Raw genomic sequence first — 16,342 nt, 5'->3', positions numbered from 1 at the left:
CGAAACATACCCCCTATCGCTTCGCCCCAATGCGCGATTTCATGGGCGAACGCGCGCCGCTAACCTTGCGAAACAGCCATGTAAGATAGCGCGGAGCCTCAGTCCTGTCGGCGACATCAAACAAGGGGGGACCGATGCCACCATCCGGCGGAAGCCGTTCATATCGCCAGTTATACCGGCGCCTCGTCAAGAGACTGGCCTACAGCCTTTATGACATCGTGGCGATCGGCGCATCGTTGGCGATTTCGCTGATCCTGCGGATGAACGGGCACATCCCTCCGGCCATGCTGGAAGGCATGTTCGACAGCCTGCCCGTATTCCTCATCAGCGGCCTCGTCGTGCTGCAATTCAGTGGCATCTACAATCGCGTATGGCGGCTTGCCTCGCTTCCCGATCTCGTGCGGCTGGTGGAGGCCGCCGTGTTCGCGGTGGTCGTGCCCGTCTGCGTACTGCTGATCGCGTCCAGAGCCAGATGGATGCCCACCTCAGTTCCCATTATCCAATGCTTCGTTCTCATGGCGCTGCTTGCTGGCGGACGCATGTGGCAAGCGATCCTGCGGCAGAAGATCCGCCGTCTGCACATGCCCCGCGTCGGCAGGGCCGCACATACGGACATGGTCGCCAGCCAGCAGCGGGCGCTGATCGTCGGGCGGCCTGAGTATGTTGAGGGCGTCCTGCGGCATCTGGAGCTTGTGCCGCTTCCTCCGTACCTTCCCGTCGGCATTCTCGACGTCGACAGCCCCGAAGCGCATCTCCGTTTGCGCGGCGTATCAATTCTGGGTGGCATCGACGCGCTCGAACATGCGGTGGATGCGCTGACGGCCCACAACATGCGGCCGACCTGCATCATTCTGGCCGCCGGTCCCGATGGTCTTACCGGGCCTGCCAAGCTGAAGCTCGTAACGACCGCGCAGACATTGAACCTTTCGGTCCTGCGTGCGCCTGCGGCTACGGAGATCGATCATCCGCTGGACCTGGAACGCATCAATCTGGCCGACCTTCTGGACCGCCCGCAGACCGAACTGGACCCCGCAGTCGTATCGCGCGCGATCCAGGGTCAACGCGTGTTGATTACCGGCGCAGGCGGGACGATCGGCCGCGAACTGGCGCGGCAGGTCGCGCGGTTCGAGCCGTCCGAACTGCTGCTGCTCGATTGCGGCGAATTCAATCTCTATTCGGTGGAGATGGAGTTGCGGGAGAATTATCCGCAAATCTCCTGCCGCGCAATCCTCTGCTCGATCCGGCAGAGGCAGCATGTGATGGCGGTGTTCGCGGAGTTCTCGCCTGCCTTCGTCTTCCACGCCGCCGCGTTGAAGCATGTGCCGCTGGTGGAGACGAACGTGTGCGCGGGAGTCCAGACCAATGTCATGGGAACACGCAATGTCGCCGACGCCGCCAAGCGCTTCGGCGTGCGCGCCATGGTGCAGGTTTCCACGGACAAGGCCGTAAACCCGGTGGGCGTGATGGGCGCGACCAAGCGCCTGGGTGAGCTTTATTGCCAGGCGCTCGATCTTGAGGGCGCGGGCCGCCCCTCTTCGCCGCGTTTCATGACGGTCCGCTTCGGCAACGTGCTTGGCTCCAGTGGGTCGCTGATCCCGTTGTTTCAGCGCCAATTGGACCGCAGAGCGCCGCTCACCGTCACGCATCCGGAGATCACGCGGTACTTCATGACGGTGCATGAGGCCGTGCAACTGATCCTGCACAGCACCGCCCGTGCGATGGAATTCGGTCTGAAGCGCGGGCGGATCATCGTTCTCGACATGGGCGAGCCAGTGAAGATCATCGACATCGCAAGGCGCATGATCCGCCTCGCCGGGCTGGTGCCGGAACGCGACGTGCCGATCAAGATCGTCGGCCTGCGCCCCGGCGAGAAACTCTACGAGGAATTATTCGACGAGCGCGAAACACAACTGCCCTCCGACCTGGCGGGGGTGTTCGAGGCCGAACCGGTCCCCGTTCCTCTGCCGACGCTGCAAGTCGGTTTCGACCGCCTGCTGGATCATGTTCTGGCGCACGATCAGGAACAGGTGCGCGACGAACTGTTCGACATGCTCGAAAAAGTCACCCGCTCGCCCGTGAAGGATCGCCCGATCGACTTGGCCGAGGCGCGAGGCGCAACGCTCCCTGCCGTGCATCTTGGCCAAGTGTCCTGGCCCGCCAAGGGCGCGGTCGGCCAGACACATTAGGGATTATCGTTACATGCTCGCATCCCTTCATGAAGTCGACGCAGAGCCGGACTTGGCTCCGATCACGTCGCGGTGGCCGGTTTACGCTGCCGACGAAATCGCAGCCGTGGCGCAAGTGCTCCAGACCGGGCGCGTCAACGCGCTGCATCATGGCGACTGGTGCGCCGAACTGGAGGCGGGCTTTTCCAAGCTTTGCGATATGCCGCACGCGATCGCGCTCGCAAACGGCACGTTGGCGTTGGAGGTTGCCCTGCGGGCGCTGGGTGTCGGGCCGGGCCACGAAGTCATCGTGCCCGCAAGGAGCTTCATGGCGTCGGCAAGCTGCATCGTCGCCTGTGGCGCTACGCCGATCTTCGCCGATGTCGACAATATCAGTCAGAGCCTCACTCCAGAAACAATCAGTCCGCACCTGACCGACAGAACGCAAGCCATCATCGTTGTTCACCTCGCGGGTCATCCCGCGCCCGTGGACGAGATTGCCGCGCTGGCCGCCGAACGAGGCATCAAGCTGATCGAGGACTGCGCGCAGGCCCATGGCGCAACGTTGCGTGGAAAGGCCGTGGGTGGATTTGGCGACGCTGCCGCTCTCTCCTTCTGCACCGACAAGATCATGTCGACGGGCGGTGAAGGTGGCATGCTGCTGCTACGCGATCCTTCGGTATGGCGTCGTGCGTGGTCGCTCAAGGACCACGGCAAAGACCCCGGCGTCTATGCGGAAGGCGGCGACGGCATTGCCTTCCGCTGGCTCCATCATCACTTCGGCAGCAATTACCGCCTGACGGAGATGCAGGCGGCCATCGGCGTGCGTCAACTGGCCAAACTGCCGCAATGGCTTGCCGACCGCCGCGCCAACGCTGCGGCACTGCTCGACGAACTGAACGGCCTCGCTGCGCTGCGCCTCATCGCGCCAGCGCCGGAGATCGGCCATGCCTATTATAAATTCTATGCCTTCGTCCGGCCTGAGCATCTCCGTCCCGGCTGGAACCGGGACCGCATCGTCCGGGAGGCACGCGCTGCCGGTGTTCCCTGCCAGACCGGAAGCTGCCCGGAGATCTACCTGGAACAAGCTTTCGCTGACACTGCGATGCGCCCGGCCGAACGCCTGCCCGTATCGCGCCTTTTGGGAGAGACCAGCTTGCTCCTGCCCGTCGATCCGACGTTGAGCCCGGCCATGTGCCGTCAAATGGGACAAATCCTCCACTCCATTGTAAAACAGGCGACGCTTAGTGACTTTGATTGATCGTAAACCGGCCTTCATCATCATCGGCGCGGTGAAGGGCGCAACAACGTGGGTGGCGCACCAACTGCGCAGTCACCCCGATTTGTGGTTGCCCAAGGCCGAGCCGCATTACTTCAGCACGGAACATCATCGCGGACCTGAATGGTATCGCGGCCTGTTCAATGACGCCCCTTCGAACCGCATCCTGGGGGAGAAATCCGCCAGCTACCTCGCGCATCCCGAAGCGGCAGAGCGCATCGCGGCGACTTTGCCGAAAGCCCGGCTGATCGTGCAGCTACGCGATCCGGTACAGCGCGCCTATTCCGATTACTGCATGTATTTCCGGCGCGGGATGGTTGGCGGCGACCCTCGCAAGCATCTCGACACACGCCGTTCGGCATCTTCACGCTTCCTTGATGGCGGCCTCTATGGGGCGCACATCATGCGGTTTCTGAGCCATTTCCCGAGGGAGCAGCTCCATGTCATCCTGTACGAGAATGTGAAGACATCTGCCGAGGAGATCGTGGCAGGCGTATGCAGCCATATCGGCGTGCCCGCGCACTTCGCGCCGGAGGAGGCCGCGCAGCGCAAGAACGACAGCAGAGCGCCGATGCTTCCCCTGCCCCTGCGTCGCCTGCTGAAGCCTACCCGCCCGCTGCTTGATCCCCTGCGGTCTAACCCGCTGCTTGCCCGCGCGCGCGCCTCGATCGCCGCGCCTGTGCAATACCCGCCCCTGACGGAAGAACTGCGCGACATGCTGCGCGACTTCTACAGGGACGACATGCGGATGCTGGAGGAACAATTGCAGCAGGAACTGACGGCGTGGCGGGGTTCGGCAAGCGAGTCTCATGCCGATCACATCGGCGCGCCGGCAACCAGACACGGATAATGAGGGGAGGACTATCATGAGCATCTTCAGGACATGCCTGACCTTTGTGATGGCTGTAGCCATGACAAGCTGCGCCGGCGCGAATGCCAGTATGCAACCATTGGCGAGCGCTGCGCCCGGCCCCTATCAGCTCGGGCCAGGGGATCAGATCCGCATCAATGTCTTTGGGCTGGATGCGCTCAACAACACCTACCTTGTCGGTGATACCGGCGAAATATCCCTGCCGATGATCGGCACCGTTACGGCATCCGGCAAAACGATCACGCGATTCGAAACCGACGTTGCAGACTCGATCCGGGCCAAGCAACTGGTGCTGGAGCCGAAAGTCAGCGCGCAAATCCTTGCCTACCGGCCCTTCTTCATTCTTGGTGAGGTTCAGCGCCCCGGCCAATATCCTTACGTCCCCGGCATGTCGGTGATGACGGCGGTGTCCGTCGCGGGCGGCTACACCTTCCGGGCCAACACCAAGAAGGTGATGGTCACGCGCAGTTCGGCCAAGGGCAGCGCGGGGCCGGACAGCAGCGTCCAGCCCGGCGATCTCATACAGGTGCAGGAGAGCTGGTTCTAGCCGATGACCGGGGGGGCATCTTTGGGACGAAACACCAGAGCAGTGGCTTTGGGCGTGGCGGTACTGCTGGGGCCGTGCCAAGCCTTCGCGCAACGCGTGCAGCGCGACACGAGCATCGAAGACCTGCCGCGTCCGGGTTATGAGCCGCGCACCATCCGGGCAGGATCGTTCGTGCTGATGCCGCAGGTGGAGGCAGGCGCGCGCCTCGACAACAACATTCTGGCGACGCAAAGCAATCGGCGTTCTGACGTCATATTCCTGCTCAATCCCAGTATCGAGGCGAGGCAGGACAGCGCCAGCGCCAAGTTCCGGGCGAAGGCTTATGGCGGCCTCTCCCGCTATGCGCGGACGAGCCGGGAAAACACCACTGAATTCGGTGCCTCCGTCGATTACAGCCGCGCCTTCGGAAGCCGCCAATCTTTGGGTACGCTGCTCAGTTTCGATCGTACTTTCGAACGGCGTAGCGATCCGGAAGCGGAATTTGCGCGCAACCGGCGTCCCGCACTCATCAACGTCGCGGCCGCCGAATTGGAATACCGATATGACGGACCACGGGTCGGCGTGACCGCAAATGTGGCGGCTACAAAGCTCGACTACCTTCCTTTCGAAGATGCCGACCGCGACATGGTGACGTATCGCGCCTCCGTCAAAGGCCAGATCCGGCTGTCCGAACGCATTTCGGTCTTCGTCCAACCCTATGTCGCGCGGCGTAATCCCCGCGTGAAAATCGATCGCACTGGCGTCGACAGAACTGCCACCACATATGGCGGTCTGGCGGGCGTGTCGCTGGCTTTTGCCGACCGATTGCGTGGCGATCTAGGCATTGGCGTATTCCGGTCCAATCCGGGCGACATCAGCCTGGATGCGTTTACGGGCATCGCCGCGAACGGCCGGCTCACGTGGCGGCCACGTACGCGCACGGCGATCAGCATGGATGTGTTCAGAGGCGATGTGGCCACGGTGCGCATCGGCGCGATCGGCCGCATCGACGCCCGATCGAGTATCCGCATCGATCAGGAGGCGCGTCACAACTTGATCCTGCACGGCATGCTTGGCCTGCGCGACATTCATTATCGTGGCGATTTCGATCAGGATGAGCGTTACGTCACTGCCGAGGCGGGCGCGCGCTACCTCCTCAATCGCCATGTTTCGGTGGAAGCCATCGCGAACTACAGTCAGCGCACGACACCCGATAATTTCAATGAGTTTCGCCGCTGGCAGGGATTCCTCAAACTCATCCTGATCTACTGACGCTTATCGCAACATCACATCTTCGATAAGCGCGTCCCATTGCGCGATGATCTTTTCTGGCGCGAAGCGGGACGCAGCAGCCCGTGCCGCCGTGCCTAGCCGGTTACGTAGCGTCCTGTCCGACATAAGCTGGTCGAGCGCGTGCGCCATCGCGCCAACGTCGCCGGTCGAGACGAGCAGGCCGTCGATCCCATGCGTTATCATCTCGGAGGGCCCGAAATCACAGTCGAACGCGATCACGGGTAGCCCCGCCGCCATGGCTTCGCCCAAGACATTGGGAAAGCCTTCATAGCGGGAGGACAGCACCATGGCGCTAGCCTGTTGAACCCAAGCGCCTGGGGTTCTGCTGGTTCCCGGCAGATCGATCCGATAGGCAAGGCCCAGATCAGCAATCTGCCGTTCCAGTGCGCCGCGCATCTCCCCTTCGCCCCATATCCTCAGGGTCCATGCGGGATGAAGCCGAGCCACAGCTGAAAAGGCGGCTATCAACAAGTCGAATCCCTTTTGGTGCGTCAGTCGGCCCACCGAGGTCAGGACAGGCAAGTCCGTCGCCCCCGAACTGGACGCCATGAAGATCGGATTGTGGATCACTCGCATTCGCGCCCGCGCCTTTATCGGTACGCAGGATATGCTGGCCTTGGTTTGCATGATGACCGCCTGCGCACGCGGATAGAGGCGGACGAGCAGCGCGTTCCATGCGGGGCTGGCCCGTTGCGCGTGCGGATTGTTACGCTCGGACACGATGACGCGATGGCGTGTGCCGATGGTGGCTAGCAGGGTCAGCACGTTGATCTTCGTTAGAAAGGACACGACGACATCGGGCTGCATCTGGGCAAGCCTGCGCCTGATCGCCCAGATGCGTCTACCCTGTGTCAGCAGCGACCGTAGTGGCCCCCTGCCGGCTGGCAAACCCCTTCGGACGATCGTTACGGCAGGGTCGAACACATGATAGATGGGATCATTCGGATCGTCGAAAGCGAGGATCGTCACACGCCAACCGCGCGTGGCCCATGCCGTTGAGATCACGCTGATGACGCGCTCCGCCCCGCCCGCACCCAGCCCGGCAACGACAAAGACGATGTGCCGCTTGCCCGAAGCGCGTTCGGGGGCGGACATGCTCATCGTTCCCGCCCCGCTTCCTGGCTTGCCGCCTGGATGGGGCTCAACAGATAGCTTCCGATGCGCCGCTGGCCCGTCCGGATGTCGGCCGTGACTTCCATGCCCGGATTTAGCGCAATCCTGCGCTCGCTGCGGCCTCCCCAATGGCGGTCGAGGGCCACGCGGGCAATGTAGACGAAGCCCAGCTTCTCATCCTGCACGGCGTCGGAACTGATGCTCTGCACAATGCCCGGAGCCGTGCCGTAGCGCGTGAACGGAAAGGCCGTAAGTTTGACCGCAACGCTTTGGCCCACGCGCACGAAGCCGACATCGCGGTTGAGTATCTTGACCTCCGCAATCAGGTCTCCGCCCGCCGGCACTATCAACATGATAGGCTTGGCGACCTCCACGACGCCGCCCACCGTGTGCACCGAAAGCTGCGCAACGGTTCCATCGACCGGACTGACGAGCCGTTGCAGGCTCGACTTCCTGCGCGCTTTGATAAGTTCCTCTCGCCGCAATCGCGCTTCCGCCTCCGCCTTGGTCAGGTTGTCGAGGATCTTCGCGCGCGCCAGTGCGTCGGACTCCGTCTGCGCGCCACTGGCAGAAGCCATCTGCGCCCGCGCCTTGTCCGCAGTTTCCAGCGCGATCTCCCGATCCTTGACGATCGAAAGGCGCTGACGCTGCATTTCGATGACACGGAGCTTCGAGACGAAGCCCTTTGCGAGCATGGCCTCATTGGCGGCGATCTGCTGTTCGACGAGCGGGAGCGTTTCGGTGAGTTTAGCCGCCTGCAACCTTGCTTCGCCCAGCGCCGCCGTGGCCGCCTGCCGATCCGCGCCTCGCGTGGAAGCACCGCCGCGAATGGCCTCCAGTTCCGCGCGCGCCAATGCCGTCTGCATAGCTGTGACATCGTCCGGAGTTCCCTGCGGCGCGACGAACCTCAGCCCATTTCCGTTCAGCGACGATAACATCGCACGGCCACGCGCAGCATCCAGTTCAGCCGTCTCCAGCGCCTTTTGCGCCTGCACCGCTTCGGCTGACGATACCGTGGGATCGAGTTCCACAAGGGGCTGCCCCTTACGCACAGCTTGGCTGTCGTGTACCAGAATTGCACGGACGGTCCCACTATCGGCCGCCTGTATGACCTTCACATTGTCGGCCGGTATCAATCGTCCAGGTGCGGAAGCGACGACATCGAGCTTGCCGAACACAAGCCACAGCAATGTCAGCACCAGCCCGATCATCAGCACTCTGGCGGTGATGCGCGCTGTCGGAGACACCGGCCGCTCGACGATTTCGATGGCGGCGGGCAGGAAATCGAATTCGTCCGTGCGTGACAGGCGAGCGGCATTTGCTTTCTCATCGCGCAATGCCTCGCGAACCGACGCCCATGTGCTGGCCAGTGCGGTCATGACGCGACTGCCTCCAAGCCCATTTGCAACCTGTGGAGATTGGCGTAGCGGCCATTTTTTCGCAGAAGCTCGCGATGCGAGCCACGCTCGACAATCTTGCCGCGCTCCAATGTCAGGATGCAGTCGCAATCCCGGATCGCCGAAAGCCGATGTGCAATGATGACCACGGTGCGTCCGGCGGACATGCTTTTCAGATTGCCCTGTATGATCTCCTCGCTCTCCGCATCGAGGGCGGAGGTGGCTTCATCGAAGATCAGGATGCGGGGCTTGGTCACGAGCGCGCGCGCTATGGCAATGCGCTGGCGCTGGCCGCCCGACAGGTTCACGCCACGTTCTTCGATCATTGTGTCATAGCCATGTGGCAGGGAGATGATGAAGTCGTGCGCACCCGCCATCTTCGCGGCGGCGATCACTTGCGGCAGCGGCGTGACGGGATTTGCAAGGGCGATGTTCTCCCGCAGAGTGCGATTGAACAGCAGGTTTTCCTGAAGCACCACGCCGATCTGACGCCGCAGCCAGGTCGGGTCGATCTGCGCGATATCCACGTCATCTATCGATATGCGCCCCGATCCCGCCACATAGAGCCGCTGCAACAGCTTCGCGAGCGTTGATTTGCCCGATCCCGACGCTCCCGCAATACCGAGCGTGCCGCCTGCACGCAGGGAAAAGCTGATGTCGTCCAGCGCCCATGGTCCATCGGCGGCATATCGGAATTTGACGTTCTCGAACCTGATCTCGCCTTTCATCGGCGGGAGCGTCACATGTGATTTGGAACTACGCTCGACCGGCGCGTTTAGGACATCGCCAAGACGGTCGATCGAAAGGCGGACCTGCTGGAAGTCCTGCCAGAGTTGCGCCATGCGGATTACCGGCCCGGAGACGCGCTGCGCAAACATGTTGAAGGCGACCAGCCCGCCTACGGTCATAGCGCCGAGGATTACTTCACGCGCGCCGAAGAACAGGATCGCGGCAAGGCTCAGCTTCGAGATCAACTGGACGGCTTGGCTACCGGTGTTGCCCAGATTGATGACCCGTTGATTGGCGGCGCTGTACCCCGCAAGCTGCCGTTCCCACCTGTCCTGCCACTGCGGTTCGACGGCGGCCGCCTTGACGGTCTGCATACCCGACACGCTCTCGACGAGCAGCGCATTGTTCGCCGAGCCACGTTCGAACTTCTCATCCAGCCTACGGCGCAACGGGCCAGTCATGAGCAGGGAGACCGCCACATAAGCCGGTATAGTCGCCGCGACGATCCAGAATAACGTGGGCGAATATATCCACATGACGAGCAGAAAAACGATGGTGAACGCCGGATCGATCAGCACCGAAAGCGAGGCGTTGGTAAGGAACTCACGGATCGATTCCAGTTGCCGCACGCGCATCACCGTGTCGCCGACACGCCGCCCTTCGAAATAGGAAAGCGGCAGACGCAGCATGTGCCGGAACAGCTTGGACCCAAGCTCCACGTCAAGCTTCTGACTGGTTTCCGAATAGAGCCGCGTCCGCAACCAACCGAAGGCCACTTCCCACACCGACACCACGACGAAGCCGATCGACAGAACCTGCAATGTCGCCAGCGTGTTGTGCACCAGCACCTTGTCGATGACGTTCTGGAAGAACAAAGGCGCTGCCAGTCCAAGCACATTCAACGCCAGCGTAATCAGCAGCACTTCGCCGATGAGCTTGCGGTAGCGCACGATCTGCGGTGTGAACCAACGGATGTCGAAGCGCCCCGATGTCGTGTCCGCGCTTTCGCGCGTCGTCACGAAGATGATCTCCCCCGACCATAAGGCTTCCAGCGCGTCGCCGGACAGCTTTTCGACCGCATGGCCCGGACGGTGTATGAGTGCTTCGCTTTCGGTGGCGCGACCGATCAGGAACCACCCGTCTGGTCCATTGGCGAGAACTGGTAGCGGCAAGCGGCCAAGCTTGCCGAATTCGGATTGCGACGCGCGGGCGCGGACGCCACTCTGACGCTTGGCCAGTCGCACGATATCCTGCGCGGTGGCGGGATCGTCATGGCCAAGCTCATGACGCAATTGCAGTGGGTCCACTGCGATCCTGTGGGCGGCCAGCATTGTGGTCAGTGCCATTAGCCCGCTGTTCGACCGGCTTGCAGCAGTCGCCTTCCAGTTTTGATCCATATGCCCCCTGTTGCAGGGCCATTCTTCTCCGCAACGCGTAAGGGTTTCACATTGCAGAGGCGGGAGCCAGCGATCCGGGGATCATCATCCGAAATATCGGTATTATACTTCGAGGAAGGATTTCCCTTCATCGGGATTACTTCCTTCGAGTAGCAGGTGTGTCGAGCTTCGATTTTATTGCGCAGGCAGCGCCCCCTTTGTCAGTTTAAATCGCGAGCACACACACATAAGTCAGCGACATTTCCTCAGAATACGGCATCCGCGGTGGCACGGTGAATGGCGACAGTGCGTCGTGTTACAGGGGTGATCGTCATGAGGAAAAGTTTGAGATTGTGGACGTATGCCGGGATTGCGATCCTGACTCTTGCATCATGCGGTCGACAGGCGGAGGTCGATCAGTCCACCACCGCAAATGGATCGAACATTGTGGTGGGCGACGAAGCGCCGTCCAATGGAGCCGATGCACCGGCTTCGGTCAGCGGGAGCGGGGAGACGCCGCCCATTGCCAACAACATGAACGCGCGAAACGCCAGCGAAAACAGCCATGCGGCAGAATGAGTCGGTCGGCATGGCGGCTGTGGTTGAGTCGGCTGATGGCTCTAGAAAGTGATCAGCCTAACAGACCGTAAGAGGGCGAGCTGCCTTGCAGTTCATCGTTAAGGGCGGCGACATCGGGAATCTGCACTTCGATGCTGCATTCGATACCGTCGTCGGTGAAGCGGTATCGGGTTCGCGCGCCAAGCTGATACGGTAAGGCGCGTTCAATAAGTTCCCGGCCATATCCCATCCTGTCCGGCGCATCGCGGTCTGCCCCTTCAGTATCGCCCACACCCGTTTCGCGCCAGTGCACCAGCAGGTGCGATCCGTCATCATCCCGCTTAACGACCGACCATTCGATCGACAAGTGACCGCTTGCCGATGCGAGAGCGCCATATTTCACCGCGTTCGTTGCAAGCTCGTGCAATGCAAGAGCGAAGGTCTGGATCGTAGACGAACTCAGCAATATTCCTTCAGGACCATTGAGCGTGATCTTGCTGGCGCCCGGTCCTTCATCAAGCGAGGCGTGCGCCGAAAGTTCTTCTTTCAATAGCCAGTCGAACGCGATGCGCGTGCCTGCCGCGCGGCGCGACAACAAACCCTGAACGCGGGCAAGCGCCTGCATACGATCGCCGATACGCGCCGTGAAATCGTGCAGCGCGTCGGAGTTTTTGATGGTCTTCGTAATCACCGCTTGAACAACGGCCATCAGATTGCGTGTGCGGTGCTGAAGCTCCGACACCAAGACGGTCTGCTCGTTCTGCAACCGGACAAGATCATCAACGTCGGTTGAAGTGCCAAGCCATTCAACGATCTGGCCATCTTCGCGACGCACGGGCAAAGCGCGAGTCTGGAAGTAGCGATAGCGACCCTCCGCAGCAGAAAACACGCGCCCTTCGAACTCCAGGATTCCTTCTTCCAGCGCCTTCTCCCAAGAAGACAGCACGCTGTCCTTGTCGTCGGGATGGAAAGCGTCGAGCCATCCCCTGCCCCAGCTTTGCCAATCGCTCTGACCCGTTGCCGTTCCCCACTGCGGACTCGACCATGTCCATTGGGCCCCATTGGCTGATCGCCAGACCAGTTGCGGCATGCCTTCGATCAATGTCCGGAAACGTGCCTCGCTTGTCTTCAGCGCCTGCATGCTGACGAGTTGGTCATGCATGTCCATAGCCGCCCCGAACCAGGCGACAATATTTCCGCGGTCGTCCCGCATCGGTTCGGCACGCACCATGAACCATCGATAATTGTTATGAACGCCAAGCATCCTGTGTTCCTGCTGGTAGGGAACACCGTCACGCAGGGAACGCATGAACGCTTCTTCGGCAGCCGGGCGGTCATCCGGATGCAGCACGGAAAGCCAACCTGTCGACACAATGATGCCGACCGACTTCCCCGTGTAGTCGCTCCATCGGCGATTTACCCATTCCGTTCGGCCTATATGATCCGTGCGCCAAAGCAGGTCCGGAACAACGTTGGCAACCGCCTGAAGCGCTGCCTCGCTTCTGCGGAGTGCGGCATTGGCATCCACGATCTCCCGCGTGCGCGCCGCCACGCGTTCTTCGAGTTGCGCGTTGAATTGTTGCAGGGTGGTATTCGCGACTTCCAGTTCTTCGGTAAGGACCTGCAATTCCTCGAACGCGACGCGCAATTCCTCTTCGGTCTCGCTGCGGCCCGTCTCCTTCTTCAGCGGAACGCCACTTTCAACGGCGGGGGGAGTGTCGTCTTCCAATCTCTTGCGAGTTTCGGCACGAAGCTCCATCGCGAGGTCGGCAACCCGCACCAGAAGCTGATCGCGATCTTCAGAAATATGCTGGTTTTCTTCCAGCGCGGTTTCCAGTTGCACTCGTAGCTGCTCGTTCTCGTCGAGGAGCCGTAACTCTTCGCTGATCCGAAGTTCATCCATCTGCGCTGTAGGAACTTCAGTCACATCGTTGTCCGATAGCCATTATCGTTCATACCGCGAAATCGGCTTGTGCCATTCGGTTCAGTCGACCACCTATGTTGGTACAACAGTCATTCTCCCAACCTACAGAGGCGATCATGGAACCATCTAGAATAGTCCTTATCGGCTCTTCTGCCGGGGGTGTCGACGCCTTAAGGCGCCTTTGCGCCAAGTTACCCACAGACTTTCCGACCCCCATCTTCATCGCACAGCATGTTTCGCCGTCCGCGCGAAGCATATTGGCCGAATTGCTGGATCGCGTCGGGCCGCTCAAGGCAGTCACCCCAAAGGATGGCGACTCGATCGAACCGGGCAAGATCTATGTCGCTGCGCCGGACCACCACATGCTGTTACGGCGAGGCCGCATCCTGATGCGCCGTGGCCCGCACGAAAACCGGACGCGGCCTGCGGTCAATCCGTTGTTCCGCTCGGCCGCGGTCGCTTATGGCGCAAAGGCAATCGGCGTCGTCCTGACCGGCCTGCTCGATGACGGTACGGAAGGGCTGATCGCCATCAAGGCGGCGGGCGGAACATCCGTAGTCCAGGATCCTGCGGATGCTGAGTGGCCATCGATGCCCAAGAACGCCTTGCTGCGCGATCATGTCGATCATTCAGTGCCTTTGTTGGATATTCCGGATCTGCTGGGCAGGCTGGTGCGCCAACCCGCCGGTCCCGACCTGCCCCTGCCGCCGGAATATGCCGTGGAAGACAGAATCGCTGCACAGGAGATTGCAGTCATGGATCAGGATACCGAAACTCCCGGCGCGCCAAGTCATATATCCTGCCCCGATTGTGGCGGCGTTTTGAACCAGATCGATGTACAGGATGAAATCCGTTTCCGGTGCCAGGTAGGTCACGCCTTCACGCCGCTGGGCCTTGCCGCAGCGCAGAGCGACGAGCTGGAAAGAGCACTTTCCGTCGCGACGCGCACGCACCGGGATCGTATTAGACTTTTCGATCAGATGCGCAGCAGCGCCAGGGCACGCGGCCTACCCCATGCCGAAGCCCGCTGGATCAGCGCCGCAGAAGACGCCGGACGCATGATCCAGGTGCTTGACGAGGCGCTCTCAGCCTTGAAGCGGCCTATCGCGGACGGAGAAGCATAGCGGCCACAGAACCGAGACACTTGCCCGGCGGCTAAGGCTTGTCCTCAGTAATATCCTGAAAGAGCAATACGCAGCCAAGATGCTCGCTGTTCTCGGACAAGAGGCCGGATACGACGACGCGGCACACAATCGGCCGTCCGCGCCGATCCATGCCTTCCAGAACTTTCTCGACCTGCTCGGCGCGGTTGCTCTCAATCTCTGCGATCCCGTCGAACAAGGCATCGACGGGCAAGCCGATTTCGAGCCTGTCGATGTTGATTCCGACGACTTCCTCGTTGCGCAGGCCCCATGTCTTTTCCATCCACCGGTTCCAACTGCGAATCTCCCGTGCCTGGTTCAGCACGGTGATCCCGCCGTTCATGCTACGCAGCACCGACTCCAGATAGAGGCGGTAGCTCGCTGCCTGATCGGCCTGAACCCGCAACTCCTCGTTGATGGACTCCATTTCCTCGTTGCTGGACCGCGCCTCCTCGTTCAGCGTTTCGAGTTCCTCGTTGGTGGACTGTAACTCCTCGACGGTGGTTTCGAGTTCCTCGTTCGTGGACTGCAACTCTTCGTTGGTCGTCTCCAGTTCCTCGTTCGCCGACTGAAGTTCCTCGATGGTGTTCTCCAGATTTTCCTGCGCCGCTTCCAACTCGCGGTGCAGCACATGCAGGGCGGTCGAGTCGGTGAAGCTCAACAGAACGGCATGAACCGAGCCATCGGGGCGCTGTAGCGGCCTTACGTCGATGGTGAGGCGCAGCACTTCGTTCTGAGTAAGGCGATATTCCTGATCCTCCAGCTTGATGCTGCGGCGGCTTAGGAACACCTCCTCTATCGGCCCACGCAGTTCCATCGGACGATAGGAAATCGGCAAATCTTGGAAGGGGCGTCCCACATCCGCGGGCCCTACGCCCAGCAGTTCGCGTGCAGGCGTATTGGCCAAAGCGACGGCGCCATCCTCATCGACGATAAGTACGGCGGTGCCTCCCTGATCCAGTGCGGCCTCGAGCAAAGCAGGCGATGGCAGGGGCGCGTCGATCCGCAGATCGCGGCCCATACCGAACCTGCCGGTGATATGGCGGCGCGGCTCCTGCGCTATTTTGGTGAAGATGCGGTGCTTCATCTCCACGGGCCGGAAAAGCGGCGAGCGCGCCAGTTGCGTCTCGGCCTTGCCCAGGAACAGGCAACCTTCCGAATTCAGCGCGTAATGCAGCCGCGGCAGCACCACGGCCTGCGTTTCGGCCTCCAGATAGATCAGCAGATTGCGGCAGATCAGAAGATCGATGCGGGAAATCGGTGCGTCGCGCACTATGTTGTGACGCCCAAAGATCACACATTTCCGAAGCTCGCGCTCGAAGACATAATGGTTGTTCGTGCGCTCAAAATATTTGTCGAGGAAGGGCGAGGGCACATTCTCCACTTCGCGCGGGAGATAGGTGGCAAGCCGTGCGGATTTCAGCGCCTCTTCGTCCAGATCAGTCGCATAGATCTTTACCCGTCGGCAGAAGTCAGGGATGCCCATCTCCTCGGCCAACAACATTGCGATAGAATAAGGCTCCTCTCCCGAGGCACAGCCCACGCTCCAGACGCGAATAGGCCGTTGGCCGTCCGCCTTCTTGAGGAGTTCCGGTAGCACGTCCCTCTTCAGAACATCCCATGCCTCCGGGTCGCGGAAGAATGAGGTGACGTTGATAAGCACTGTGTTCAACAGGTTTTCAAACTCGCTAGGGTCCGCTTCGAGATTGGCCTGGTATTCACTGAATTGCGTTACATTCACAGCCTCCATCCGCAAGGCGATCCGGCGTTTCAGGCTTGTGCGCTTGTAACCGCGAAAGTCCATGCCGCGACTTTGCTGGATATACTGAAGCAGTGCTTCGAATTCTGAATCTGATGCCAGCTTTTGCGCCATGCTGTCCCCGTTTTCCACATGGCACCTTGGCAGCAGGCCCAATGACTGGAAGTTCTTGTTTGGCCGCACTGATGTTGGTCCAAGCCTGCCGATGGC

Annotated in this window: 12 protein-coding genes; 7 read left to right on the top strand and 5 right to left on the bottom strand. The window is 61.0% G+C overall.

The window, feature by feature from the left end; translation table 11 throughout:
* Nucleotides 1-134 precede the first annotated feature (134 nt).
* The 5 genes from C1T17_RS03945 to C1T17_RS03925 are packed head-to-tail and all read left to right on the top strand — an operon-like array spanning nucleotide 135 to nucleotide 6,113.
* The gene (locus C1T17_RS03945; RefSeq protein WP_104952317.1) at nucleotides 135-2,186 is read left to right on the top strand and encodes a polysaccharide biosynthesis protein; all 2,052 of its coding nucleotides are present in this window, start codon (nucleotides 135-137) and stop codon (nucleotides 2,184-2,186) included.
* Between the two features lie 13 nt (nucleotides 2,187-2,199).
* A complete protein-coding gene (locus C1T17_RS03940; RefSeq protein ID WP_104952316.1) occupies nucleotides 2,200-3,426 on the top strand; it encodes a DegT/DnrJ/EryC1/StrS family aminotransferase in 1,227 nt (408 codons plus the stop codon).
* Nucleotides 3,413-4,294 (top strand): sulfotransferase family protein, encoded by an 882-nt coding sequence (locus C1T17_RS03935; protein ID WP_223262786.1) that lies wholly within the window; start codon nucleotides 3,413-3,415, stop codon nucleotides 4,292-4,294. Before C1T17_RS03940 ends, C1T17_RS03935 begins: the two co-directional genes overlap by 14 nt.
* 16 nt (nucleotides 4,295-4,310) lie before the next feature.
* Nucleotides 4,311-4,862 carry a polysaccharide biosynthesis/export family protein gene (locus C1T17_RS03930; protein ID WP_104952315.1) on the top strand — a complete coding sequence of 184 codons (552 nt, stop codon included), beginning with the start codon at nucleotides 4,311-4,313 and terminating at the stop codon, nucleotides 4,860-4,862.
* A gap of 3 nt (nucleotides 4,863-4,865) precedes the next feature.
* A complete protein-coding gene (locus tag C1T17_RS03925) occupies nucleotides 4,866-6,113 on the top strand; it encodes an outer membrane beta-barrel protein (protein WP_104952314.1) in 1,248 nt (415 codons plus the stop codon).
* A 3-nt stretch (nucleotides 6,114-6,116) separates the two neighbouring features.
* Here C1T17_RS03925 and C1T17_RS03920 read toward each other — a convergent pair whose 3' ends face one another.
* From C1T17_RS03920 to C1T17_RS03910, 3 genes are read right to left on the bottom strand one after another with little or no spacing between them, the layout of a single operon-like run.
* Complete coding sequence (locus tag C1T17_RS03920; RefSeq protein ID WP_223262785.1) at nucleotides 6,117-7,235, bottom strand: glycosyltransferase family 4 protein; 1,119 nt, start codon at nucleotides 7,233-7,235, stop codon at nucleotides 6,117-6,119.
* Complete coding sequence (locus tag C1T17_RS03915) at nucleotides 7,232-8,626, bottom strand: HlyD family type I secretion periplasmic adaptor subunit (RefSeq protein ID WP_104952312.1); 1,395 nt, start codon at nucleotides 8,624-8,626, stop codon at nucleotides 7,232-7,234. Before C1T17_RS03915 ends, C1T17_RS03920 begins: the two co-directional genes overlap by 4 nt.
* A complete protein-coding gene (locus C1T17_RS03910; RefSeq protein ID WP_104952311.1) occupies nucleotides 8,623-10,770 on the bottom strand; it encodes a type I secretion system permease/ATPase in 2,148 nt (715 codons plus the stop codon). The genes C1T17_RS03915 and C1T17_RS03910 overlap by 4 nt, the downstream gene beginning before the upstream one ends.
* Before the next feature lie 312 nt (nucleotides 10,771-11,082).
* Between C1T17_RS03910 and C1T17_RS03905 the strand changes: the two genes are divergently transcribed.
* Nucleotides 11,083-11,328 (top strand): hypothetical protein, encoded by a 246-nt coding sequence (locus tag C1T17_RS03905; RefSeq protein ID WP_145958949.1) that lies wholly within the window; start codon nucleotides 11,083-11,085, stop codon nucleotides 11,326-11,328.
* A 52-nt stretch (nucleotides 11,329-11,380) separates the two neighbouring features.
* Here C1T17_RS03905 and C1T17_RS03900 read toward each other — a convergent pair whose 3' ends face one another.
* Entirely contained in the window at nucleotides 11,381-13,234 is a 1,854-nt protein-coding gene (locus C1T17_RS03900) for a sensor histidine kinase (protein ID WP_145958948.1), read from the bottom strand.
* Nucleotides 13,235-13,305: 71 nt separating this feature from the next.
* On the opposite strand from C1T17_RS03900, the gene C1T17_RS03895 reads away from it, so the two are divergent.
* Complete coding sequence (locus C1T17_RS03895) at nucleotides 13,306-14,355, top strand: chemotaxis protein CheB (protein WP_104952308.1); 1,050 nt, start codon at nucleotides 13,306-13,308, stop codon at nucleotides 14,353-14,355.
* A 31-nt stretch (nucleotides 14,356-14,386) separates the two neighbouring features.
* Here C1T17_RS03895 and C1T17_RS03890 read toward each other — a convergent pair whose 3' ends face one another.
* Nucleotides 14,387-16,246, bottom strand: a complete 1,860-nt coding sequence (locus C1T17_RS03890; RefSeq protein WP_223262784.1) for a CheR family methyltransferase — start codon at nucleotides 16,244-16,246, stop codon at nucleotides 14,387-14,389.
* Between the last annotated feature and the right edge of the window lie 96 nt (nucleotides 16,247-16,342).

The sequence above is a fragment of the Sphingobium sp. SCG-1 genome, from assembly GCF_002953135.1.
GTDB lineage: Bacteria > Pseudomonadota > Alphaproteobacteria > Sphingomonadales > Sphingomonadaceae > Sphingobium.
Note: the sequence above shows the minus strand (reverse complement) of the source record. Positions and strands in the feature narration are given on the sequence as shown.